Annotated in this window: 26 protein-coding genes and 1 tRNA gene; 6 read left to right on the top strand and 21 right to left on the bottom strand. The window is 66.3% G+C overall.

What is annotated here, in order from left to right; translation table 11 throughout:
- Window positions 1-120: 120 nt before the first annotated feature.
- From VI123_RS06020 to VI123_RS05935, 18 genes are read right to left on the bottom strand one after another with little or no spacing between them, the layout of a single operon-like run.
- A complete protein-coding gene (locus VI123_RS06020; protein ID WP_336337127.1) occupies window positions 121-657 on the bottom strand; it encodes a 50S ribosomal protein L6 in 537 nt (178 codons plus the stop codon).
- Window positions 658-659: 2 nt separating this feature from the next.
- Entirely contained in the window at window positions 660-1,052 is a 393-nt protein-coding gene (locus VI123_RS06015) for a 30S ribosomal protein S8 (RefSeq protein WP_004516956.1), read from the bottom strand.
- Window positions 1,053-1,054: 2 nt separating this feature from the next.
- Window positions 1,055-1,240: a 30S ribosomal protein S14 gene (locus tag VI123_RS06010; RefSeq protein WP_008312921.1), complete on the bottom strand. Its 186-nt coding sequence runs from the start codon at window positions 1,238-1,240 to the stop codon at window positions 1,055-1,057.
- The gene (locus VI123_RS06005) at window positions 1,237-1,770 is read right to left on the bottom strand and encodes a 50S ribosomal protein L5 (protein WP_336337126.1); all 534 of its coding nucleotides are present in this window, start codon (window positions 1,768-1,770) and stop codon (window positions 1,237-1,239) included. Before VI123_RS06005 ends, VI123_RS06010 begins: the two co-directional genes overlap by 4 nt.
- On the bottom strand, window positions 1,767-2,471 hold the full coding sequence (locus VI123_RS06000) for a 30S ribosomal protein S4e (RefSeq protein WP_336337125.1): 705 nt from the start codon (window positions 2,469-2,471) through the stop codon (window positions 1,767-1,769). Before VI123_RS06000 ends, VI123_RS06005 begins: the two co-directional genes overlap by 4 nt.
- Window positions 2,468-2,830: a 50S ribosomal protein L24 gene (gene rplX, locus VI123_RS05995; RefSeq protein WP_336337124.1), complete on the bottom strand. Its 363-nt coding sequence runs from the start codon at window positions 2,828-2,830 to the stop codon at window positions 2,468-2,470. Before rplX ends, VI123_RS06000 begins: the two co-directional genes overlap by 4 nt.
- Before the next feature lie 4 nt (window positions 2,831-2,834).
- Window positions 2,835-3,233: a 50S ribosomal protein L14 gene (locus VI123_RS05990; RefSeq protein WP_004516961.1), complete on the bottom strand. Its 399-nt coding sequence runs from the start codon at window positions 3,231-3,233 to the stop codon at window positions 2,835-2,837.
- Window positions 3,233-3,586 (bottom strand): 30S ribosomal protein S17, encoded by a 354-nt coding sequence (locus VI123_RS05985; protein WP_336337123.1) that lies wholly within the window; start codon window positions 3,584-3,586, stop codon window positions 3,233-3,235. Before VI123_RS05985 ends, VI123_RS05990 begins: the two co-directional genes overlap by 1 nt.
- Complete coding sequence (locus tag VI123_RS05980; RefSeq protein ID WP_336337122.1) at window positions 3,577-3,861, bottom strand: ribonuclease P protein component 1; 285 nt, start codon at window positions 3,859-3,861, stop codon at window positions 3,577-3,579. The genes VI123_RS05985 and VI123_RS05980 overlap by 10 nt, the downstream gene beginning before the upstream one ends.
- Window positions 3,861-4,076 carry a 50S ribosomal protein L29 gene (gene rpmC / locus VI123_RS05975; protein ID WP_053967654.1) on the bottom strand — a complete coding sequence of 72 codons (216 nt, stop codon included), beginning with the start codon at window positions 4,074-4,076 and terminating at the stop codon, window positions 3,861-3,863. The genes VI123_RS05980 and rpmC overlap by 1 nt, the downstream gene beginning before the upstream one ends.
- Entirely contained in the window at window positions 4,073-4,987 is a 915-nt protein-coding gene (locus VI123_RS05970; protein ID WP_336337121.1) for a 30S ribosomal protein S3, read from the bottom strand. The genes rpmC and VI123_RS05970 overlap by 4 nt, the downstream gene beginning before the upstream one ends.
- Window positions 4,987-5,454: a 50S ribosomal protein L22 gene (locus VI123_RS05965; RefSeq protein ID WP_336337120.1), complete on the bottom strand. Its 468-nt coding sequence runs from the start codon at window positions 5,452-5,454 to the stop codon at window positions 4,987-4,989. The genes VI123_RS05970 and VI123_RS05965 overlap by 1 nt, the downstream gene beginning before the upstream one ends.
- 2 nt (window positions 5,455-5,456) lie before the next feature.
- On the bottom strand, window positions 5,457-5,879 hold the full coding sequence (locus tag VI123_RS05960) for a 30S ribosomal protein S19 (protein WP_336337119.1): 423 nt from the start codon (window positions 5,877-5,879) through the stop codon (window positions 5,457-5,459).
- Entirely contained in the window at window positions 5,876-6,598 is a 723-nt protein-coding gene (locus tag VI123_RS05955; RefSeq protein WP_004516968.1) for a 50S ribosomal protein L2, read from the bottom strand. Before VI123_RS05955 ends, VI123_RS05960 begins: the two co-directional genes overlap by 4 nt.
- A 2-nt stretch (window positions 6,599-6,600) precedes the next feature.
- Entirely contained in the window at window positions 6,601-6,858 is a 258-nt protein-coding gene (locus tag VI123_RS05950; protein ID WP_004591553.1) for a 50S ribosomal protein L23, read from the bottom strand.
- On the bottom strand, window positions 6,855-7,595 hold the full coding sequence (gene rpl4p / locus VI123_RS05945; RefSeq protein WP_336337118.1) for a 50S ribosomal protein L4: 741 nt from the start codon (window positions 7,593-7,595) through the stop codon (window positions 6,855-6,857). Before rpl4p ends, VI123_RS05950 begins: the two co-directional genes overlap by 4 nt.
- Before the next feature lie 3 nt (window positions 7,596-7,598).
- On the bottom strand, window positions 7,599-8,615 hold the full coding sequence (gene rpl3p, locus VI123_RS05940) for a 50S ribosomal protein L3 (RefSeq protein WP_336337117.1): 1,017 nt from the start codon (window positions 8,613-8,615) through the stop codon (window positions 7,599-7,601).
- 4 nt (window positions 8,616-8,619) lie between these two features.
- Window positions 8,620-9,465: an RNA methyltransferase gene (locus tag VI123_RS05935; RefSeq protein WP_336337116.1), complete on the bottom strand. Its 846-nt coding sequence runs from the start codon at window positions 9,463-9,465 to the stop codon at window positions 8,620-8,622.
- A 348-nt stretch (window positions 9,466-9,813) separates the two neighbouring features.
- Here VI123_RS05935 and VI123_RS05930 point away from each other — a divergent pair.
- The 5 genes from VI123_RS05930 to VI123_RS05910 all read left to right on the top strand — a co-directional run bounded on the left by VI123_RS05930 (window position 9,814) and on the right by VI123_RS05910 (window position 12,615).
- A tRNA-Gly gene (locus VI123_RS05930) sits at window positions 9,814-9,885 on the top strand.
- 216 nt (window positions 9,886-10,101) lie between these two features.
- Complete coding sequence (locus VI123_RS05925) at window positions 10,102-10,752, top strand: HVO_2922 family protein (RefSeq protein WP_336337115.1); 651 nt, start codon at window positions 10,102-10,104, stop codon at window positions 10,750-10,752.
- Between the two features lie 73 nt (window positions 10,753-10,825).
- Complete coding sequence (locus VI123_RS05920; RefSeq protein ID WP_336337114.1) at window positions 10,826-11,158, top strand: MTH1187 family thiamine-binding protein; 333 nt, start codon at window positions 10,826-10,828, stop codon at window positions 11,156-11,158.
- A gap of 24 nt (window positions 11,159-11,182) precedes the next feature.
- A complete protein-coding gene (gene mch, locus VI123_RS05915) occupies window positions 11,183-12,115 on the top strand; it encodes a methenyltetrahydromethanopterin cyclohydrolase (protein ID WP_336337113.1) in 933 nt (310 codons plus the stop codon).
- Window positions 12,116-12,117: 2 nt separating this feature from the next.
- Complete coding sequence (locus VI123_RS05910) at window positions 12,118-12,615, top strand: hypothetical protein (RefSeq protein WP_336337112.1); 498 nt, start codon at window positions 12,118-12,120, stop codon at window positions 12,613-12,615.
- Between the two features lie 12 nt (window positions 12,616-12,627).
- Here VI123_RS05910 and VI123_RS05905 read toward each other — a convergent pair whose 3' ends face one another.
- The 3 genes from VI123_RS05905 to VI123_RS05895 all read right to left on the bottom strand — a co-directional run bounded on the left by VI123_RS05905 (window position 12,628) and on the right by VI123_RS05895 (window position 15,793).
- Complete coding sequence (locus tag VI123_RS05905) at window positions 12,628-14,259, bottom strand: GTPBP1 family GTP-binding protein (protein ID WP_336337111.1); 1,632 nt, start codon at window positions 14,257-14,259, stop codon at window positions 12,628-12,630.
- Window positions 14,260-14,508: 249 nt separating this feature from the next.
- Window positions 14,509-15,192: a phosphoglycolate phosphatase gene (locus VI123_RS05900; protein WP_336337110.1), complete on the bottom strand. Its 684-nt coding sequence runs from the start codon at window positions 15,190-15,192 to the stop codon at window positions 14,509-14,511.
- A 37-nt stretch (window positions 15,193-15,229) separates the two neighbouring features.
- Window positions 15,230-15,793, bottom strand: coding sequence for a J domain-containing protein (locus VI123_RS05895; RefSeq protein WP_336337109.1), 564 nt, complete (start codon window positions 15,791-15,793; stop codon window positions 15,230-15,232).
- A 560-nt stretch (window positions 15,794-16,353) separates the two neighbouring features.
- On the opposite strand from VI123_RS05895, the gene VI123_RS05890 reads away from it, so the two are divergent.
- Window positions 16,354-19,467: an adenosylcobalamin-dependent ribonucleoside-diphosphate reductase gene (locus VI123_RS05890; protein WP_336337108.1), complete on the top strand. Its 3,114-nt coding sequence runs from the start codon at window positions 16,354-16,356 to the stop codon at window positions 19,465-19,467.
- The last annotated feature ends 74 nt before the right edge of the window (window positions 19,468-19,541 follow it).

The following is a 19,541-nucleotide window of genomic DNA, read 5'->3' as shown; positions in this document are numbered from 1 at the left end:
CGGCCGGCGCCCCGTCGTGTGGCTGCTCGGACTCGATGTCTTCCTCGGGCACGTCGCCCTGGGGAAGCCCCTCCTCGTTGGCGTCGGCGTCACTGCTCGTGTTCTCGGGATTGTCCGCCATCAGGCGTCACCTCGGTTCGGTTTCTGGGTGATGTACACCCCGTCCTGGAACACGCGCACGTCCTTGTCGTTGATGCGCGTGAGCTGTTCGATGTCCGCGGCGGTCTGGCCGACGGCCTCGATGTCGGGGCCGCTGATGGTCAGCTCCTCGCCGTCGATGGCGACGTCAGTGTCGCCGTGAATCGTCGTGCGGCGGGGGGCCTTCTCGCCCAGGAAGTTCTCGATGACGACTTCGTCACCCTCGACGTCGACCTGCATCGGGAAGTGGGAGTAGAAGACTTCCATCTCGTACTCCCAGCCCTCGGTCACGCCGTGGAACATGTTCTCGATGTGGCTCTGGAAGGTACCTATCGTCGACATCGTCTTGGCGTCGTCCTCGTCGGACTCGATGACGACCGTGTCGCCGTCGATGGACACGTCGATGTCAGGGTACCAGAGCCGACGCGTGACGCTGCCGTTGTCCCCCTCGACGGTGATGTCGAGATGGTCCTGCTCGGCGTCCACGTCCTCCGGAATCTCCAGTTCTACTCGTGGCATTGTTAGTATACGTACGCGATGACTTGGCCACCGACGCCCTGCTCACGAGCCTCGTAGTGGCTCATGATGCCGTGGCTGGTCGTGACGACGAGGGTCCCGTAGTCACGGGCGGGGAGGAACCGCTTCTCCCACTTCTCGAACTCGTCTGCGCCCGCGGAATAGCGGGGCTTGACCGGGCCACACTCGTTGATGGCTCCTTTCAGTTCGACTTCGAACTCGCCGGCTTTGCCGTCGTCGACGAAACTGAATCCGTCGATGTACCCGCGGTCGTAGAAGACCTCGAGGACGCTGCCGATCTCGTTCGAAGCGGGCGATACTGTCTGCTCTAGGTGCCCGACGCTCTCGGCGTTGTTAAGCGCCGACAGTGCGTTGGCGAATGGGTCGTTCCCTGTCATTGTTAGCTGTACTTCTTGAAGCCCATGCCCCGCGAAATCTCGCGGAAGCACTGGCGGCACAGCCAGATGTCGTACTTGCCGACGAGTCCCTGTTCGCGCCCGCAGCGCTGACAGGACTCGAGCTGGCCAGTCCGCTCGCTGGTTGCCGTCTCGGAATCGGGCTCGTCTGTGGTTTCACTTTCGCTCATTCGCTCACCTCCACGTCGTAGGTCGACTCGATGAAGGCGACCGCGTCCGCCGGGTTGAGTCGATGCTTCGTCGGAATCGAGCGCGACGCCTTGTCGCGCTTGGCGACGCGGTAGCCGGGACGGACGAGGTTGACCGTCACGTCCAGCCCGTAGATTCCGATGCTCGGGTCGTACTCCTGGCTCGGGAACTCGGTGTGTTCCTCGACGCCGAAGCTGAAGTTGCCGGTGTCGTCGAACTGGCTCGTCGCCAGTTCGGCCAGCGGCAGGGCGGTCTCGAGGAACGCCTCGGCCATCTCGGCGCGAAGCGTGACCTTCGCGCCGATGGGGTCGCCCTCGCGGATGTCGAACTCGCCGACGGTCCGCTTGGCCTTCGTCCGCACCGGCGTCTGCCCGGTGATCTCTTCGAGGATGTCCTCGGCGTTGGCGAGGTCGCGGCCACCGTGACCGATGCCCATGTGGACGACGACCTTCTCGATGTGCGGTTCGCGCATCTCGTGGAAGTCGCCGCCGGCTTCGCTCTCGGAGCTCATTCGTCATCACCCGTGAAGTTCTCGTCGATGACGACGACGTACTCTTCGACCGTCTCGAAGCCCTCGCCCTCGTCCTGGGAGACCAGCACGTTGTTCTGGGCCGACCCCGGCGTGACCTGAATCTCCTCGACTTCGCCGACTTCGCCCGCGTGGGCACCGTCGACGGCGGTGACGAGCGCGCCCTCCTCGTACTCGAAGTGGGCGACGACCTCGCCGTCCTCGTTGTCGACGACGATGGAGTCGCCGGCGTCGTAGGTCTGGTCGTCCTCGACGACGAGCGTCTCGCCGTCGTGGAGGCCAAGCTGGACGTCGCCACCGGAGACGTGGGTCTTGGTGACGATTTTGCCGAGCTTGGACTCGGCCGCGTCCGGGTCGATTGCGGTCAGCGCCAGCCGACCGCCCTCGCCGGGGAACACGCGGTAGTACTCCTCGCGCTCGGTGAAGGCCAGGATGTCGAACATCCCGACGGGACGCTCCTCGTCGGAGATGGCCTTCCCGTTGATGAGGACGTTGTCCTCGTTGAGGGCGTAGCGGGCTTCTTTGCGGTTGTCGGCGTAGCCGAGCACGTCCCGAAGGACGATGAGCAGGGGAACCCCCGACTCACCGTGCGGGCCGGCACCGGCTTTCACCGTGAACGTCGCTGTCTTGCGCTCTACGGGCCAACTGTTTGGCACAGAGAGTCGCTTCTGGTGGTTACTCATGCGGAATCATCCTCCGATTCGAGACGCGCCTCGCGCTTCTCGTCTTCGAGGTCCAGGTCCGTCACGCGGACGTTCGAGGTGTCCAGCGGTCGCGGGACCTCCTCGCCGTCCGTCTTCTCGAGCGTGACGTCCTCGACGTGGATGACGGCGGCGTCGAGGTCCACGGTCAGGACTTCGCCTTCCTCGCCGGCGAAGTCGCCGCGGAGCACCTCGACGGTGTCGCCGGCGTTGACGCGGACGTTGCGCTGGCCGTACTCCTCGCGGAGGTCGGCCGAGAGCGTCGCCCGGACCTGCTTGTGCCGCTCGTGAAGCGGGGCACGTCGTTGACTCTTGCGTTGTTTGTCTGGTTGCTCGCTCATGGTTCTATACGATCATCGTCGCTGCTGATGCCACACTGCCGAATCGCTGTGCGACTTCCCGTGCGATGGGACCTTTCAGCTCGGTCCCGCGCGGGTCCTCGTTCTCGTCGACGATGACGGCCGCGTTGTCTTCGAACTTGACGCGGGTGCCGTCGGGCCGACGGATCGGCTTTCGCTGGCGGACGACGACGGCTTCGAGCACCTGGCGACGCATCTCCGGCGTCCCCTTGGTGACCGAGACCGTGATCTTGTCGCCCAGCCCAGCCTTGGGGTGGCGGTTCTTCGTTCCCGAGTAGCCGTGGACGGAGATGACCTTGAGCTCTCGCGCACCCGTGTTGTCCGCACACGTGATGAGCGAGCCCTTCTCAAGACCCTGCGTGACGTCGGCACCGAGTGCTTCCATCAGGCATCACCGTCCTGTTCGCCGTCTGTGAGCTCGTCCGAGCCCACGCTGACGACGACGTGGCTTTTCGTTTTCGAGAGCGGTCGACACTCTGCTATCGTGACCGTGTCGCCGACCGCGAGGTCGAGACAGTCCGGTGCGTGAGCCGGGACGCGGCTCCGCCGCTTCATGAAGCGGTCGTATTTGGGCACCTTCACGTCGTACTCGCGTTCGACGACGACGGTCTTCTCCATGTCAGTGGAGGCTACCTCGCCGTTCAGTGTCTGTCCGCGCACGGAGAGCTCTCCGTGGAACGGGCAGTTCTGGTCGGCACAGGCTTCCTCCGGTTCCTGTACGTTCAGTCCTAGCGCCATAGTGAATCTCCTGTGTTCTCTGTGCGACGAGCGGGACGCGCGACGAGTCGGTCGCCGTCGACTCGGACTCGCTGTCCGGAGACGGCAAACGAAAAGGTCGCCCCGTCCTTCGGCACGTGCCACACCCGGTCGGCTCCCTCGACTGTCAGCATCTGTGTCGTCTCCATGACGACAGTTCCGCTGATACCGACGGCGTCCGGGTTGGACGCCGCGACGACCTCGCAGTCGAGGCCGACGAGTTCGTGTCGTGGGAGCGTCTCGGGTGTCAGTGGCATTATTCGTTCTCCTGCAGGTCGCCTTCTTCACCCTGCACCGTCTTGATGCGGGCGATGGCCTTCCGCAGCTCCTTGATGCGACCGGGGTTCTCCGGCGCACCACCCGCAGCCTGGACGGCCCGGGCGTTCAGCAGTTCGGTCTTCAGGTCGTCGAGTTCCGCCTCGCGTTCGGCGGGCGTCATGTCCCGAATCTCCTGGACGTGCAGGACGGTCATTCGTCGTCACCCTCCTCGTCCATCTCGTCCATCAGCTCTTCGGCTTCCGCCTCGACGTCCTCGTCGAGTTCCTCGTCGACGGCTTCTTCGAGTTCGTCGACATCGACGTCCTCGACGTCGTCGTCAGTCGGGACTTCGACGTCTTCCTCGACGATTTCCTCGTCGACGAACTCCTCGTCGGCCTCGGAGTCGTCGTCGGCCCCGGCGGCCACGTCCTCGTCGAGTTCTTCGGCCGTCTCGCTGTCTTCGGGCTCGCCTTCGAGGAGTTCCTCGACGGACTCGCCGTCGGTGTCGGCCACGTAGTCCTCGACGTCGACGTCCTCGTAGATTTCGAAGTCGTCGGGGAGCTCCGCGTCCGGCGGGATGATCTTGACTCGGACCCCGATGGTGCCGAGCTTCATCACGGCGACGCCGACGCCGCTGTCGACGATTTCCTCCGCGGGCTCGCCGTTGTGCTTGACGTAGCCGCGGTTGAACTTCTCCACGCGCGAGCGCGCACCGGTGACCTTCCCGGAGAGGACGATCTCCGCGCCGAGCGCGCCCGACTCCATGATGCGGTCGATGGTGGTGTGGCCCGCCTTGCGGAAGTACCAGCCACGCTCTAAGGCGTTAGCCAGTCGGTCCGCGACGATGCGAGCGTTGAGGTCCGGCTCGTCGACTTCCTGCACGTCGACCTGCGGGTCGTCGAGGTTGAACCGGTCTTCGAGTTCCGTCGTTATCTTCCGGATGTTCTTTCCGCCCTTGCCGATGACCATCCCTGGCTTCTCGGCTTTCAGGACTATCTGGGTCCCCATCGGCGTCTTGGCGACGTCCATGCCGCCGTAGCCGGCGCGACCGAGTTCCTCCGCGAAGAACTCGTCTATCTGGGTCCGCTGAAGTCCGTCCTCGATGAACTGTTGTTCGTCGGCCATTAGTCTTCGACCTCCGGTTCTTCGAGGATGAGTTCCACGTCGACCTGCGGGCTGTTCCACGCCGAGGCACGCCCCATCGCGCGGGGCTTGCGACCCTGCTGCTCGCCGACCTTGTGGGCGGCGACGTGCATTATCTCCATGGATTCACCGTCGAACCCCTGGTGGTCGGCGTTGCCGACTGCGTTCTCCAGCAGGTCGAGGAAGGCCTTGCTGGCCTTCTCCGGGTAGCGACCGGCGTCCCAGCCGTCGACCTTGCTCTTGTGGCCGACGCCCGAGTTGTGCTGTTTGAACGGAACGGGCTGGTCGCCCTCGATAACCGCTTCGAGGTAGTCGACAGCCTCGCCGGCCGTTTTGCCCTTGATCTCGCGGGCGATGGCCTTGCTGTGCTTGAAGCTCATCTGCCGCTCCCGGAGCATCGCTTTGGCCGTCGTGTCCGGGTCGGCTTCGACTGAGTAACTGATTCCCATGATTATTTGAGCGGTACGAACTTCGAGGAGCGTGTCGCTCCGATACCGGCCTGACCGTGTTCGACGCTACTCCGGGTGAGCTGGAACTCACCGAGGTAGTGGCCGAGCATCTCGGGCTCGACCTTGACACGCTCGAAGTTCTGGCCGTCGTGGACGGCGAAGGTCAGCCCGACCATCTCCGGCAGCACCGGCATGTCGCGCAGGTGCGTCCGGATGGGGTCGTTGGCTGTCTCCTCTTCGCCGGCCTCGCGGGCCTTCTCGAGGAGCTTGTGTTTCTCCTCGGACAGGCCGCGTTCGATACTTCGCCGCTGTCGAGCGGGGAGCAGTTCCGCGACTTCCTCGAGCTCCATCTCCTGCAGCTCGTCGAGCGTGTGGCCGCGGAAGGAGAACTCTCCTTCGTGGCCGATTTGATATTCTGAGCTCATTCGTTGCCACCTCGACCTGTTCGCTTCGAGGCGATGTCCCCGACCTTACGGCCAGGCGGGGCGTTCCGCGAGATGGACTTGGGCTTGCCGGGGTGCTGGCGGCCGCCGCCACCGAACGGGTGGTCGACGGCGTTCATCGCCACACCGCGGACGTTGGGCCACTTCGTCCCTCGCGCTTTCATCTTGTGGTGCTTGTTGCCGGCCTTCACGAACGGCTTGTCAGTCCGGCCGCCACCGGCGACGACGCCGATAGTAGCACGGCACTGCGGGTCGAGCCGCTTCATCTCCCCGGAGGGGAGCTTGACGACCGCGACGTTGCGGTCGTGGGTGAGCAGCTGGGCGTTGACGCCCGACGCGCGGGCGAACTTCCCGCCGTCACCGGGGCTGGACTCGACGTTGCACACCGGGACCCCCTCGGGGATTTCCGCCAGCGGGAGCGTATTCCCGGGTGCGATTTCGGCGCTGACGCCGACCTGTAGCTCGTCGCCCACCCCGACGCCTTCCGGCGCGAGGATGAGCCGACGGTCGCCGTCTTCGAACTCGACGGCGGCGACCGGGGCCGAGCGGGCAGGGTCGTGCTCGATGTCGACGACCGTGCCGGCGACGACGTCGCCGTCCTCGACCTTGCGGTGCTCCAGATCTGCCTTGTAACGGTGTGACGGCGCACGGAACGTGGAGGTCCCGCGACCGCGCCGTTGTCCTTGGATTCGTCGTCCCATCGTTAGAACACCCCGATTCTGGAGGCGACTTCCTGGGCGTCGTCGTCCTCGGAGAGGCGAACGACGGCCTTCTTCTCGCCGTCCATCGTGTTCTGCGTGTTGACCTGTTCGACCGTCACGTCGTACTGCTCCTCGACGGCGTCGGCGACTTCGCCCTTGGAGGCGCGGTCGTCGACGGCGAACTGAAGCTTGTTCTGGAAGTCCATGTCGTTCATGGCCTTCTCAGTGACGTGCGGATGCTTGATGACGTCCCAGCTCATCGCTCGGCCACCTCCGCGAGTGCGGATTCCGTGAAGATTGTGAGTCGACCGGGCGCGCCGCCGGGCGCGAGGTCCTCGGCGTTGACCTCGCTGGCGGTCGCCACGTCGGCCCCCGCGAGGTTGCGGGCGGCCGTCGACGGCTCGTCGCTGGTCACGAAGAGAATCGAAGCGGGACGGCGGTACTTCCGTCCGCGGGCCGACCCCTGTCCGGCCTTGATTTTCGTGTCGTCGGCGCGGTCGATGTCCGCGTGGACGTCCACCGCCTCCAGCAGCGAGACGACTTCCTGCGTCTTGACGAGGTCCTCGAAGTCGTCGGAGACGACGACGGGGACTTCGTCGCGGTCGAACTCGTGGCCGCGGTCGGCGACGAGGTCGGCGTCGGCCGTCGCGGCCAGCGCCGAGCGAACGGCCAGCTGCCGTTCCTTGTCGTTGAGGTCGAGCGAGCGGTCCTTCTCGGCTTTCGGCGGGTGGGCGCGTCGCCCCTTGACCGCCTGCGGGACGCGGCGGGCACGGCCGTCCTGCTTCGGGACGTGTGCCTGGCCGCGGCCGCTACCGAAGGACTCGGCCGGCGTTCGGAGGCCGGCGTACTCGTCGGACCCGTAGTCCTGCTTCCGGTTGGCCTGTGCGGCACGTACAGCCTTGCTGATGAGGTCGGACCGGACCGGCGTCTCGAAGACGTCCGGCAGGTCGACCTCGCCGTCTGTGTTGCCGTCCAGGTCGTAGATTGTTGCCTGCATAGGTTATCCCTGGTTCGATTCGTTGGAGACGTAGCGCACCTCGGGGTCGAGGCGCGGCTGGTCGTTCGGACGCACCGCGGGCCGGAAGCGCACCAGGCGCTTGTCCGGACCGGGCACGGAGCCTTTCACGAGCGTGTACGGCCCGTCGACCTCGCCGTAGTTGACGAAACCGCCGTCGACGGTGGGCTCGTCGCCCTCGCCGATATCGACGAGGCGCTTGTTGAGCTCGGTGCGCTGGTGGTAGCCGGTCTGCCCCTGCTGGGGGACCGTCGAGCGCACGCGGGACGGGTTCCACGGACCGAGGTTGCCGATCCGTCGGCGCCATCCCTGGCGGGCGTGCTTGCCCTTCCGCTTCTGGACGCCCCACCGCTTGACGGGACCCTGCGTCCCCTTGCCTTTCGTGACACCGGCCACGTCGGCGTACTCGCCGGCGCGGAAGATGTCGTTCATGGCGTGTTCGCCACCGTCCTCGACGAGGTCGAGGGCGTGGTCGAGGCGGTCCGAGACGGACCCGCCGCCGACGCGAGTCTCCATCACGTCGGGCTTTTTCTTCGGGACGCTCGGGACGGCGTCGGGGACGGTGTGCGTAATGAGTCGCACGTCCCCGAGGTCACCGGCCTCGAGTGCGTCGCGTACCTGTTCCTCAGCAGCGTCCGGGTCGTGGTCCTCCGGAACGTCCAGGGTCCGGTCGAGCTCCGAGTGGAACTCGTCGGTCCAGACTTCCGTCAGCGGACGCTGACCGTACGGCGTGTCTTCGTACGCTCGCAGGGCGACGGCGCGCATCGGTGGCGTCTCGATGACTGTCACCGGGACAGTCTCCTCCATCCCCTCGCGGGGGGAGTTGGGTTCGTCGTTGACGAGCACGACGTGTGTCATGCCTGCCTTGTAGCCGGCGAACCCTTGGACGCCCGGCTGGCCGTCGTCGGACGGCCAGCTGTTGAAGCGAGGCGTCTCGCTCGTCGAGCGCTTGCGCGGGCCGAAGCCCAGCGAGCCTTTGCGTGGTCTGCTTGGTTGTGGCATTCGTTTACTCCGTGAGGGTTAGACAGGTGAGGGAGGCGAACAGAGCTTCCTCCGTCCGCACGACCTCACTGCCCTGGTTCGGAACCGTATTCAGCCAGAGGTCGAACCCTTCTGGTTCGTCGCTCGTCTGGTCTCCCCCGACGGCGTCCGGGGCGACGTCGAGTATCGACGGTAACCCGCGCTCGGGTGCCCCGAAGGCGACGGTCATGCCGCCTTCGGCGCCTCGCCGCTCGGCCAGCTGGCCGAGACGGGTCGACGTTACCGGCTCGCCGTATCGCGAGGACGCGATAGTGAGCCCGGCATCGTCGCGCGAGAGTGCCGCATCGAGGTCCGCGGCGACAACGTCGAATCCCGTTGTGGGGACGTCGACGAGCTTCGCCCGGACCGGCCGTCGCGAAGAGACCCTGACGGTCACGCGCTCCCCCTGGTCCACGTCCATATCCGCTGGGACGGGAAGGGAGATCGGGTGTTGCATGCCGCAATTGACCCGGACGCGCCCATCAGCTCCGACCTCGGTCACGATTCCCTGTCTTAACGACCCCGAACCCTCAGATCCGGAGCCGGTCTGTGAACGCACGCGGAGCGGCGGCAGGACGCCGACGTACTCCAGTTCGTCCCGCTTGCCCCACATCTCCTTTCGGAGGTGCGGGGGCGTCGCGGCGTACCGCAGCACGGTTTCGACGAACCCGTCTTCCCACTTCCCCGCCCCGTCTGGGTCGGGGTACACTGTCAGCCGATCGACCCGGTAGACCGCGGCCGCGCGGGCCACGTAACCGAGTTTGCGAGTCGCCTCGCGTCTGTCTTCGGCTTCCCGTGCGAGGGAAGACGGCACGAGTACGCTGGTCGTCATGCCGTGACGCTTCCACGTCGCGCCACTAGACTGTGCCGATATCTCCCCTTCCCGGACTTAAAAAGACCCCGTTTCGTGTTCGCGGTGAGTCGCGTTCACATGGTCCGTCATGCCGGTTCGGACCCGATACGCTCGCTGAGCGGTTTGCCGCTTCCGAAAGACCGTGGCCCGTGACAGCATCACATGCCTGGGCCGGCAGTGGGAGCGACGATTGGCCTCACTTCCCACGGTTTCCCCCGGAAAACGGAAGGCTTTTTACTCTCACCCTCGCCAGATTTGATTGCAACGAGGCGTTGCGCGCTGGTACCGAGCGGCCGACGGCCGCGAGGGTCAGGGCAGCCGAAGTACGCGCTGGTAGTGTAGTTGGTATCACGTGACCTTGCCATGGTCACAACCTGGGTTCAAATCCCAGCCAGCGCATTTCTCTTCAGCCACGTTGGCAAGCGAGGCGTCTCGCCGCGCCGCGTACTGGCTGCAACCCCGGCCAGCGCAGTTTTGCTGATGCCGACCGACGAGCCGGCAGGTCGCGTCGGCCACCGACTCACTCTTTGAGTTACAGGAACCCGTAGCGGACTGCACCGTCGGCTGACGAATTGGGGGTAGCGTTATCCGTTGTCCCGTCGACAGTGTTGTTGCATGACAGACGAGACGGTCCACGAGTCACAGGAAATGCGGAGTCGAAGAGGAATCGCGTCGTACTTCCGGCGGTTGGCAAACAGGCTCAGCCGCGGCGAGCCAGTGCCGGCCGACGAGGAACAGACTGTGACTGTCGACCCGCCGGCCGAATCCGACTTCGAGGTCGGCGTCGAACGCGAGGACGGTACCGTCACGCTCGAAATCGAGATGGAATGGGAGGAGGCCGACGGCGAGGTCGAGACCGAAGTCGTGGCGAGCAAAGCCACGTTCGAGGTGTACGAGGACAGCGCCGAGCAGTACCGCTGGCGGCTCCGTCACGACAACGGGAACATCATCGCCGACAGCGGCGAGGGCTACGCCTCGAAGCAGAAAGCGAAACAGGGCCTCCAGAGCGTCAAGGACAACGCGCCCGGTGCGTACGTCGTCGACGAGACCAAAGACGAGACGGCACCCGACGACGACGGCGGCAGCAAGGCGACGTTCGAACTGTTCAAAGACAGCGAGGACAAGGCCCGCTGGCGGCTCCGCCACGACAACGGGGAGATAATCGCCGACTGCGGGCAGGGCTACGCCTCCAAGCAGAAGGCGAAACAGGGCCTCCAGAGCGTGAAGACGAACGCGCGCGGCGCACCGGTCGAAGACAGCGAGTAAGCGCCTCGGACGGCGGCTTCTTCAGTTCACGAGCACCACAGCGGTTAGGTCGCGGGCGCGCGTGTGGACCGATATGACCTGCATAGGGTTCCTCTCGGTCGCACCGGTCGTCGAAGGCAGCATGTCGTCGTACGTCGCCGACGCCGTCGCGGCGCTGGAGGCCTTCGACGTCGAGTACGAGACGACGCCGATGGGGACGATAATCGAGGCGGAGGACAGCGAGGAACTGTTCGCGGCCACCCACGCCGCCCACGAGGCCGTCGGCGAACAGACCGACCGCGTGAGTACGTTCCTGAAGATAGACGACAAGCGGACGGTCGACCAGCGGGCGCGGGACAAGGTCGACGCCGTCGAGGCGCACCTCGGACGCGAAGCGCGGAGCGACGCCGCCGAAGGCGGAGATTAAAGGGGAGGGTGCCAAAGACGGCGTATGGATAGTCTCAACCGGATGGCCACCGAGCTAGTCGACGAGGCCATCGACTTCGCCGACGAACTCACGATAGACGTACACGCGCTGGAGGGCGACGCGGCGGTGCTCGACTTCGGCGTCGAGGTGCCGGGCGCTGTCGAGGCCGGCATGTTGCTCGCGGAAATCCAGACGGCCGGGCTGGCCACGGTCCAGTCCACGATGGACACCGTCGGCGGCGCGCCGCTGAACCACGTCGAACTGTCGACCGACCACCCGGCGCTGGCCCTGCTGTGCTCACAGAAGGGCGGCTGGGAACTGGCCGTCGACGGCTTCGAGGCGCTCGGGAGCGGCCCCGCACGCGCGCTGGTCGCCGAAGAGGAAGCCTTCCAGCGTATCGGCTACCGCGAGGACGCCGACTTCGCCGTGCTGGCCCTGGAAACCGACGAGCTGCCGGACGAGAGCGTCGCCGCCCAGGTCGCCGAGCGAACCGGCGTCCCCGAGACCGGCGTGTTCCTGCCGTCGTTTGCGACGGCGAGCGTCACGGGAAGCGTCGTCGCCGCGGCGCGGGCCGCCGAACTGGCCGTCTTCCGGCTGGCCGAGCTCGGCTTCGACCCGGTATCGGTGCTGTCGGCCACCGGCCGCGCGCCGGTCGCGCCGGTCGCCGGAGACGAGGCGACCGCGATGGCCCGGACGACGGACGCGCTCGCCTACGGCAGCGAGGTTCACCTCACTGTCGACGAGCCGTTCGACCGCTTCGAGGAGGTGCCCTCCGTCGCCGCCCGGGAGTACGGCGAGCCGCTCGAAGGCGTCTTCGAGGACGTGGACTGGGACTTCGCGGAGCTCCCCGTCGAGCTGTTCGGCCCCGCCGCTGTCACTATCGACGTCGTCGGCGGCGACACACACGTCGTCGGCGGGACGAGCGACGGCCTGCTGGCCGAGAGCTTCGGCCTCTGACCGTGCGCTACAAGGTCGCGCCGCCGGTCCGCTCGCGTGCGTTTCTAGAGACTGTCCGCGACGCGATTCCGCTCGTCCCCGACAGCGAGGCCGACTGCTGTCGGGCGATACAGACGGCGACCGACGTGTCCGACCGCGAAACGGCACAGGAGTACCTGGTGTTCCTGCAGGCGCTGGGGCTTGTCGCCGAGAGCCAGCGGGGCTACTACCGGACGCGGACCGACCCCGACCGGACAGCTCTCGGGACAGCGTTCGAGGAATCGGTCTTCGGCGCCGACGTGCTCATCGCCGCGCTCGGGCCGGAGCCGGTAGACGCCGACGCCGCGTTCGACGCGCTCCGGGGCGAAGTTCCACGCTGGGAGCGCGAGCGCCACGCCGACTGGGAAGCTGTCTGGCGGGAACGGACCGGCCGCCTGCTGGAGTGGGCTGTGCTGTTCGGACTCGTCGAGAAAACGGCTGCCGGATACAGGCGACCGACCGGCGGCCGGACGGCCCCGTGAACCGCCGGGTCGCTACTCCGCCGGGTCGATGTCGGTGACGGTCCCGACGCCCTTGGAACTACCCTCGCGGAAGACGAACTTCTGGCCCTCTTCGACGAGGTAGGACCGGAACTTGAACCGGACGCGGGTCTTCCCGGCGTCCCCCGGGAGCAACTGGCCCCCGTCCGGGTGGAAGGCCGCGGCCTCGCTGACCGTTTCGAGGTGGACCACGGGCTCGTAGCCGTCGCCGATGCGGGTCGGGTGGTTCAGCACCATCACCTCTGCCTCGAACTCCCGGACCGGCGAGGGGTCGGCGTCGCCCGGCAACAGGACCATTCCGCGCTCGATGTCCGCCTCGCGGACGCCCTTCAGCGCGATACCGACGATGCGGCCGGCCTTGGCCTCGTCGACCCGGTGGTAGTGCATCTCGATGGAGCGGACCTCGACCTCGCGGAAGCTCCCGTCCTGCATCGGCCCCAGTAGCAGTTCGTCGCCGGCCTCGACCTCGCCGGACTTGATAGTACCCGACGCGACCGCGCCGACCCCCTGGACGTTGTAGGTGCGGTCGACGTACATCCGGAACTCGCCCACCTCGCCCGCAGTTTTGGGCAGTGCCTCGAACATCTCGTCGAGGTCGTCCAGCCCCGCTTTCGTGACGGCGCTGGTGGTGACGACGGGGACGACCGTCTCTGAGATCTCGTCGATGGCCGTGTCGACGCCGTGGCGCTCGACCCGGAGCGGCGTCTTGTCGACCTCCCGCAACGCCTGCTCGACGTCGCGTTCGACCTCGGCGACTCGCTCCTCGTCGACCAGGTCGACCTTCGTCAGCGCGACGATGGTCGGGAGGTCCGTCGCCAGCAGGATGCCGAGGTGTTCTCGCGTCGTCTCGGTCACCCCGTCGTCGGCCGCGACGGTCAGGAGGCCGTAGTCGAGTTTCTGGCCGACGAGGCCGCGAATCGTCGTCCGGAGCCACGGCTCGTGGCCGACGGTGTCGACGAACGAGACGAGTCGGTCTGACGCTTCGACCACCCGTGCGCGGTCGTCTTTCCGATGTGGGTTGTCCATGCGAATCGGGTCGCCGTCCTCGTCGAAGCCGTAGACGCCGTAGGAGAGGTCCGCCGAGAGCCCCCGCTCGACCTCGTGTGGCTGCACGTCAAGGAAGCCGCGCGTCCCGCCTTCGCCGTCGTCGGCGTCGCCGGTGACTAGCGACCCAACGAGCGTGGACTTGCCGTGGTCGACGTGGCCGGCTGTGCCCACGACGATGTGGTCGTCGTCCGCGAGGACCGACCCCTCGGAGACCGTCGCGACGCCCACGATGCCGTCGGTGGCTGTCGACCCGTCGTCCGAGACGCCGTCGACGCCCCACGTTTTCACCTCCTCGATGTGTGCGCCGGCTTCGTCTGCCAGCAGGCTGAGTACGTCCATCGACTCGGAGAACGCCGACGGCGAGATGCCGGCGAGGCCGCCGTCGTCGGTGACGCCGACGACGTAGGTCGCCTCCCCGTCCCCGGAGAGGACGCGGTGGCGGAGTTGCGCTGCGAGGGATTCGAGTCGCCCCTCGGAGAGGTGAAGCTCTTCGGTGAGCCGTTCTTTGAACTCGACGCTGCCGCCCTCCCGCTCACCGCGGTCAAGCGCGCGCCGGAGGACAGCCCGGTCGGGGCTCATATCCTCCCGTTACTGTGGGGTAGATATAAGCCTTCCCCGGATTTGACGCTCCAGAGCACTCTTGAAGCTAGTGGCTGAGTGTGTCTCTCACAGTAGCGCCCGGCCGGATATTTATGTACGGAGACGCGGCCAGCACGGGCCGTGGACTGAGCTGCCACGCGGGGTTCGCGGTTGCGTGACGAACCCGATTCCGGTGAACGGACTCGTCAAGAGAGCGACTGCGTACCGTGCTGTCCGAATACCAGTGCGTCAGTCCCGGTACGGCGCGACCGCTTCGAGGAAGCCGTCGCCGTAGCTCGCATCGGTCACCCGGTCGGCCCGTTCGAGCGCCGTCTCGTCGGCGTTAGCGACGGCCACGGCCTCCCCGGCCAGGTCGAACATCTGGGCGTCGTTCACCGAGTCGCCGACCGCCAGGAACGTCTCCGGAGCGAGGTCCAGTTCCGCACACACCGCTTCGAGGCCCGTTCCCTTGTCGACGACCGGGTCGGTCACGTGGTAGGCGAAACCGGTGTCGAGGACGACGAGCCCGTGGGCCGCGGCCAGTTCCTCCAGCGGTTCGAGGGGCTGGTCCAGCGACACGACGAGTTCCGTCTCGCGCCACCGGTTCGCCAGGTCGACCCGTCCGAATCCGAGGTCGTGACCCAGGTCCCGGTAGGCGTCGCCGACCGCGAGCGCCGCCTCGTGGTCACCCTCCAGCCTGAGTTCGTCGGTGGCCTCGACGAACACTACGCCGCCGTTCTCGGCGACGACCGTCCGTTCGATGCCGAGGAACTCACAGAGTGCAACCGGAAACGGCATCGCCTTGCCGGTGGCGATGACGACGCGTTCGGGCCACTCGCGGAGGACCGGCACGACGCGGGGGTCGAGCGCACGGCTCTCGTCGGTCAGCGTCCCGTCGATGTCGACAATGAGGGGCGGCGTGTCGCTGTCCATACCTCCGGGTTCGGAGCGGCGGATATGTGGATTACGGTCAGTCGTCGGTCAGCGTCTCGTAGGCCGCCTGTACCTGTTTGAACTCCCTCTCGCTCCCGCCGTCGGTGTCGGGATGCACTTCCTTGACCTTCTCCCGGTAGGCCCGCTTGATGGCACTCTGGTCGGCGTCCGCGTCGAGTCCGAGCCGCCGGTAGGCCTCCGCCGGACTGGGGCCCGACGACTGGACGGGCTGTCGGCGTTGCCGGCCGCCCGCCGTCTGGCGTCGCTGTCGCTTCTGACGGCGGCGCTGACCGTTCTGGGTCGCTCGCGACCGGCGCGCCCGGCGACCGTCCCGCGGCGGCTCCCACTCCTCCCGCGGGCCAGCCCCGAACCCGCCCCGGCGGCTGGTGCCGGTGTTCTGGGCCGCCTGGCGTTCCACCCGCTCGTAGAGGCTGGCGGCCATCTTCCCGCTGAGGTGGTAGTACATGAAGTACGTCGACGCGCCGAACATGAGCGCGAGGAAGAGCACCGCGGGATTGACCAGGAGCCCCACCGCTGTCAGGACGACTGTCAGGCCGCCGAACACGACCGCGATTCCCTTGGTGAGCCCGTCGTACTGCACACACACTCGTTCGGTCCACAGACCTGTAAGCGTCCCGCCTCCCCGGTCGTCCGCCGAACGAAGCGGGGAGACCGTCCGGAGCGACACCGTATCGGCCCGCGCGCTGACGCGGTAGCGACGCCGCAGTATCCGACTGGCCGGTTTCTGCGAAACCGCTCTACGGCGGTACGTCTGGTAACACAGTACTGTCTGACTACGTGACGTTAGTGACTGTATATCGGCGGTCGCAAACCCCCGCCCGTTTCCATTGGATATCTCGACCGTGTCCGGCGGTTCGCGGGGCCGGGGTTTCACTTTCACTTCGGTCTGGACAGTATTAAGGAGAATCGACGGCATCTATTCCGTTGTACGCGACTATCGTTTCACGCGTCACCAGCACCGTTGGTCGAACACCGTAGCCGCGACTCCGGACAGCGCTACGGCCGCCGCCGAATCGCAGACAAGAAGGATTAAACGCTATCGATGAATACGTATTCGCCGCCAGAAATGACAGGATCACGGGTAGCTACGACGAGGGGTATCGACCGACAGACGGCCGCTGTCGGGAGGAGGAGCGGGCGATGAGTAACAGCGACCTCTCCGCCGACGAGATTACGCTGCCGATCAAACGTACTGACGGTGACACTATCGAAGAGCGGCTCACAGGCAACGCCTACCACAACATTCTCCCGGCCCGGTACCTCCGGAAGGATGCCAACGGCGACCTCATCGAAGAGCCCGAGGACCTCTTCGAGCGGGTCGCGAAGAACATCGCGCTCGCCGAGGCCGTCTTCGAGGCCGACAAGCAGGACGCCGATGTACACGTCTCGCCCGACCAGCTGAAGCCCGACCACCCGCGGCGGGACGAGCTCGCCGACGAGGTGTTCGGCAAGGGAACGTCGGTCGACGACGACGTCGAGACCGAACTCTCCGTCTACAACGTCAACAAGTTCGCCTACGAGACGGTCGTCCCGGAACTGCCCGAAAGCGTCCGCGACCACGTCGAGTCGACCGCCGACGCCTTCCAGGAGCAGATGGAACAGCTCTCCTTCATGCCGAACTCGCCGACGCTGATGAACGCCGGCGACGAACTCCAGCAACTCTCGGCCTGTTTCGTCGACTCGCCCGGCGACGACATCGACGACATCCACCAGACCGCCAAGGAGGCCGCGCAGGTCTTCCAGTCCGGCGGCGGCATGGGCTACGCGTTCTGGAAACTGCGCCCGTACGGCGACCCCGTCGGCTCGACCGGCGGCATCGCCTCCGGCCCCATCACGTTCATGCGGACCTACGACCAGATGTGCGAGACCATCGCACAGGGCGGAGCCCGCCGCGGCGCACAGATGGGCGTCATGCGCGTCTCTCACCCCGACGTCATCCAGTTCATCCACGCCAAGAACAAGGACGTCTCGCTGGCCGAGACGCTGCGCCTGAACGACCCCGACGACTTCACGCACAACTCCTTCGCCGAGGCCCTGGAAGAGGCCCGCGACCTCATCGACGAGGACGGCAAAGTCCCGAAGCACCTCCGTAACGCCGTCGAGGGCCACCTCTCGAATTTCAACATCTCCGTCGGCATCACCGACGACTTCATGGACGCGCTCCAGAACGGCGAGGAGTTCACGTTCACGAACCCCCGAACCGAGGAGCCACACGTCGCCACCGAACAGACCGAGGAGCTGTACGAGATGTTCGACCTCGGCGAGTACGTCGAGGCCGGCGAAGTGCTCTCCATCCCCGCGGAGAAGCTCTGGGAACGAATCGTCCAGGGCGCACACGAAAACGGCGAGCCCGGCGTCATCTACCTCGAACGGGTGAACAAACAGCACTCCTTCGACGTGGAGGAACACCCCGAACACGAGATTCTCGCCACGAACCCGTGTGGCGAACAGCCCCTCGAGGAGTACGAGGCCTGTAACCTCGGCCACATCAACCTCTCGACGCTGGCCGCTGAGGACGCCCCGGACTGGCGCGTTTGGTCCGAGGCCCACGCCGACGAGTACGACTCGACGGAGGCCGCCATCGACGCGTTCCTCGAGGACGCCATCGACTGGGACGAGTTCGACCAGCGCATCGAACTCGGCACCCGCTTCCTCGAAAACGTGGTCACGATGTCGGACTTCCCGGTCGAGAAGATAGAGCAGAAGGTCCGGGAGATGCGCAAGATCGGCCTCGGCATCATGGGGCTGGCGCAACTGTACATCCAGCTGGGCGTCGCCTACGGCACCGAAGAGGCGAACGAAATCGCCCGCCAGACGATGCGCCACATCAACCACGGCTCGAAGGCGACCAGCCACGAACTCGCCGAGGACCGCGGCGTCTTCGAGGAGTGGGACAACTCCAAGTACGCGAACCCGACGGAGTACCGCGAGTGGTTCGAGAAGCAGACCGGCGAGGACGCCGACGACTGGGCCGATGGCTACCCCATCCGCAACCACAACACGACGACCATCGCGCCGACCGGCACGACTTCGATGATCGGCAACACCACCGGCGGGTGTGAGCCCATCTACAACGTCGCCTACTACAAGAACGTCTCCGACGACGTCCAGGGCGACGAGATGCTCGTCGAGTTCGACGACTACTTCCTGCGGGCCCTGGAGGACAACGACATCGACGTCGAGGCCGTCAAACAGGAGGCCCAGGAACAGATGGCGAACAACGCGTTCGACGGCGTCGACGGGCTCACGACGGTCCCGGACGCCATCGGCGAGCTGTTCGTCACCACGGGCGACCTCTCGGCGAAGGAACACGCGGGTATCCAGGTGGCCTGCCAGGAGGGCGTCGACTCCGCCATCTCGAAGACGGTCAACGCCCCCAACGACTCCACCATCGAGGACGCCGCCGAAGTGTTCGAGTACATCTACGACCACGGCGGCAAGGGCGTCACCTACTACCGCGACGGCACCCGCAGCAAACAGGTGCTGACCACGCGCGCCCAGAACACGGAGTTCGCCGACATGGACGCCGACGAAATCGTCGCCCAGATAGAGGAGGTCTTCGGCGGCATCGAGGGCTTCCTCGAAGACGATGCCGTCCAGGCCGCCCTCGACGACTCCGTCGAGGAAATCCTGAGCGTCGCCGACGGCGACGCGGACGCCGAGTTCGCCAAGAAGCAGACCCGGCCGGACGTGCTCCACGGCGTCACCCAGCGCATCGACACCGGCTACGGGAAACTGTACGTCAACATCAACGAGGACCCCGAGGCCGACCGGCCGTTCGAGCTGTTCGCCAACATCGGCAACTCCGGCGGCTTCACGGCCTCGTTCACCGAGGCGCTGGCCAAGACCATCTCGACGGCGCTGCGCTCGGGCGTGGACCCCGAGGAAATCGCCGACGAACTGCAGGGCATCCGGTCGCCGAAGGTCGCCTGGGACAAGGGCGAGCAGATTCAGTCCATCCCGGACGCCATCGGCACCGCCCTGCGTCGCTACCTCGACGGCGACGTCGACAAGGCCTACCCAGACCAGACCACGCTGGAGGAGACCGCCGAGAAGGCCGAAGAGGGCGAGACCGGACCCGCCACGCAGACCCAGACCGACGGCGGCGCGGCCGCCGCGGCCGACGCGGGCGGCGACCAGCAGGACATCATCGACGCCGGTGAGAGCCCGGAGTGTCCCGACTGTGGCTCGCTGTCGCTGTACTACTCGGAGGGCTGCAAGACCTGCGAGTCCTGTGGCTGGTCCGAGTGCTGAACGACACGCTACAGCCGCGTTCGTAGCGACTGACTGTACGCTCTTTTCGTTTCGCTCTGTCCCACGGGGGCATC

Source organism: Haloarcula sp. DT43, from assembly GCF_037078405.1.
GTDB lineage: Archaea > Halobacteriota > Halobacteria > Halobacteriales > Haloarculaceae > Haloarcula > Haloarcula brevis.
This window is presented reverse-complemented; position numbering and strand designations above follow the sequence as displayed.

Bases quoted from the DNA above. Each gene is read 5' to 3' on its own strand.
- VI123_RS06015 (WP_004516956.1), bottom strand. From the start codon at position 1,052: ATGACAGGGAACGACCCATTCGCCAACGCACTGTCGGCGCTTAACAAC.
- VI123_RS05980 (WP_336337122.1), bottom strand. From the start codon at position 3,861: ATGCCACTGACACCCGAGACGCTCCCACGACACGAACTCGTCGGCCTC.
- VI123_RS05950 (WP_004591553.1), bottom strand. From the start codon at position 6,858: ATGAGCTGGGACGTCATCAAGCATCCGCACGTCACTGAGAAGGCCATG.
- VI123_RS05955 (WP_004516968.1), bottom strand. From the start codon at position 6,598: ATGGGACGACGAATCCAAGGACAACGGCGCGGTCGCGGGACCTCCACG.
- VI123_RS05925 (WP_336337115.1), top strand. From the start codon at position 10,102: ATGACAGACGAGACGGTCCACGAGTCACAGGAAATGCGGAGTCGAAGA.
- VI123_RS05960 (WP_336337119.1), bottom strand. From the start codon at position 5,879: ATGAGCTCAGAATATCAAATCGGCCACGAAGGAGAGTTCTCCTTCCGC.
- VI123_RS06010 (WP_008312921.1), bottom strand. From the start codon at position 1,240: ATGAGCGAAAGTGAAACCACAGACGAGCCCGATTCCGAGACGGCAACC.
- rplX (WP_336337124.1), bottom strand. From the start codon at position 2,830: ATGAGCGAGCAACCAGACAAACAACGCAAGAGTCAACGACGTGCCCCG.
- VI123_RS05965 (WP_336337120.1), bottom strand. From the start codon at position 5,454: ATGGGAATCAGTTACTCAGTCGAAGCCGACCCGGACACGACGGCCAAA.
- rpl4p (WP_336337118.1), bottom strand. From the start codon at position 7,595: ATGCAGGCAACAATCTACGACCTGGACGGCAACACAGACGGCGAGGTC.
- rpl3p (WP_336337117.1), bottom strand. From the start codon at position 8,615: ATGCCACAACCAAGCAGACCACGCAAAGGCTCGCTGGGCTTCGGCCCG.
- VI123_RS05920 (WP_336337114.1), top strand. From the start codon at position 10,826: ATGACCTGCATAGGGTTCCTCTCGGTCGCACCGGTCGTCGAAGGCAGC.
- VI123_RS06020 (WP_336337127.1), bottom strand. From the start codon at position 657: ATGCCACGAGTAGAACTGGAGATTCCGGAGGACGTGGACGCCGAGCAG.
- VI123_RS06000 (WP_336337125.1), bottom strand. From the start codon at position 2,471: ATGAGTAACCACCAGAAGCGACTCTCTGTGCCAAACAGTTGGCCCGTA.
- VI123_RS06005 (WP_336337126.1), bottom strand. From the start codon at position 1,770: ATGAGCTCCGAGAGCGAAGCCGGCGGCGACTTCCACGAGATGCGCGAA.
- VI123_RS05985 (WP_336337123.1), bottom strand. From the start codon at position 3,586: ATGGCGCTAGGACTGAACGTACAGGAACCGGAGGAAGCCTGTGCCGAC.
- VI123_RS05905 (WP_336337111.1), bottom strand. From the start codon at position 14,259: ATGAGCCCCGACCGGGCTGTCCTCCGGCGCGCGCTTGACCGCGGTGAG.
- VI123_RS05990 (WP_004516961.1), bottom strand. From the start codon at position 3,233: ATGGAAGCACTCGGTGCCGACGTCACGCAGGGTCTTGAGAAGGGCTCG.
- VI123_RS05900 (WP_336337110.1), bottom strand. From the start codon at position 15,192: ATGGACAGCGACACGCCGCCCCTCATTGTCGACATCGACGGGACGCTG.
- VI123_RS05970 (WP_336337121.1), bottom strand. From the start codon at position 4,987: ATGGCCGACGAACAACAGTTCATCGAGGACGGACTTCAGCGGACCCAG.
- rpmC (WP_053967654.1), bottom strand. From the start codon at position 4,076: ATGACCGTCCTGCACGTCCAGGAGATTCGGGACATGACGCCCGCCGAA.
- VI123_RS05890 (WP_336337108.1), top strand. From the start codon at position 16,354: ATGAGTAACAGCGACCTCTCCGCCGACGAGATTACGCTGCCGATCAAA.
- VI123_RS05935 (WP_336337116.1), bottom strand. From the start codon at position 9,465: ATGACGACCAGCGTACTCGTGCCGTCTTCCCTCGCACGGGAAGCCGAA.
- mch (WP_336337113.1), top strand. From the start codon at position 11,183: ATGGATAGTCTCAACCGGATGGCCACCGAGCTAGTCGACGAGGCCATC.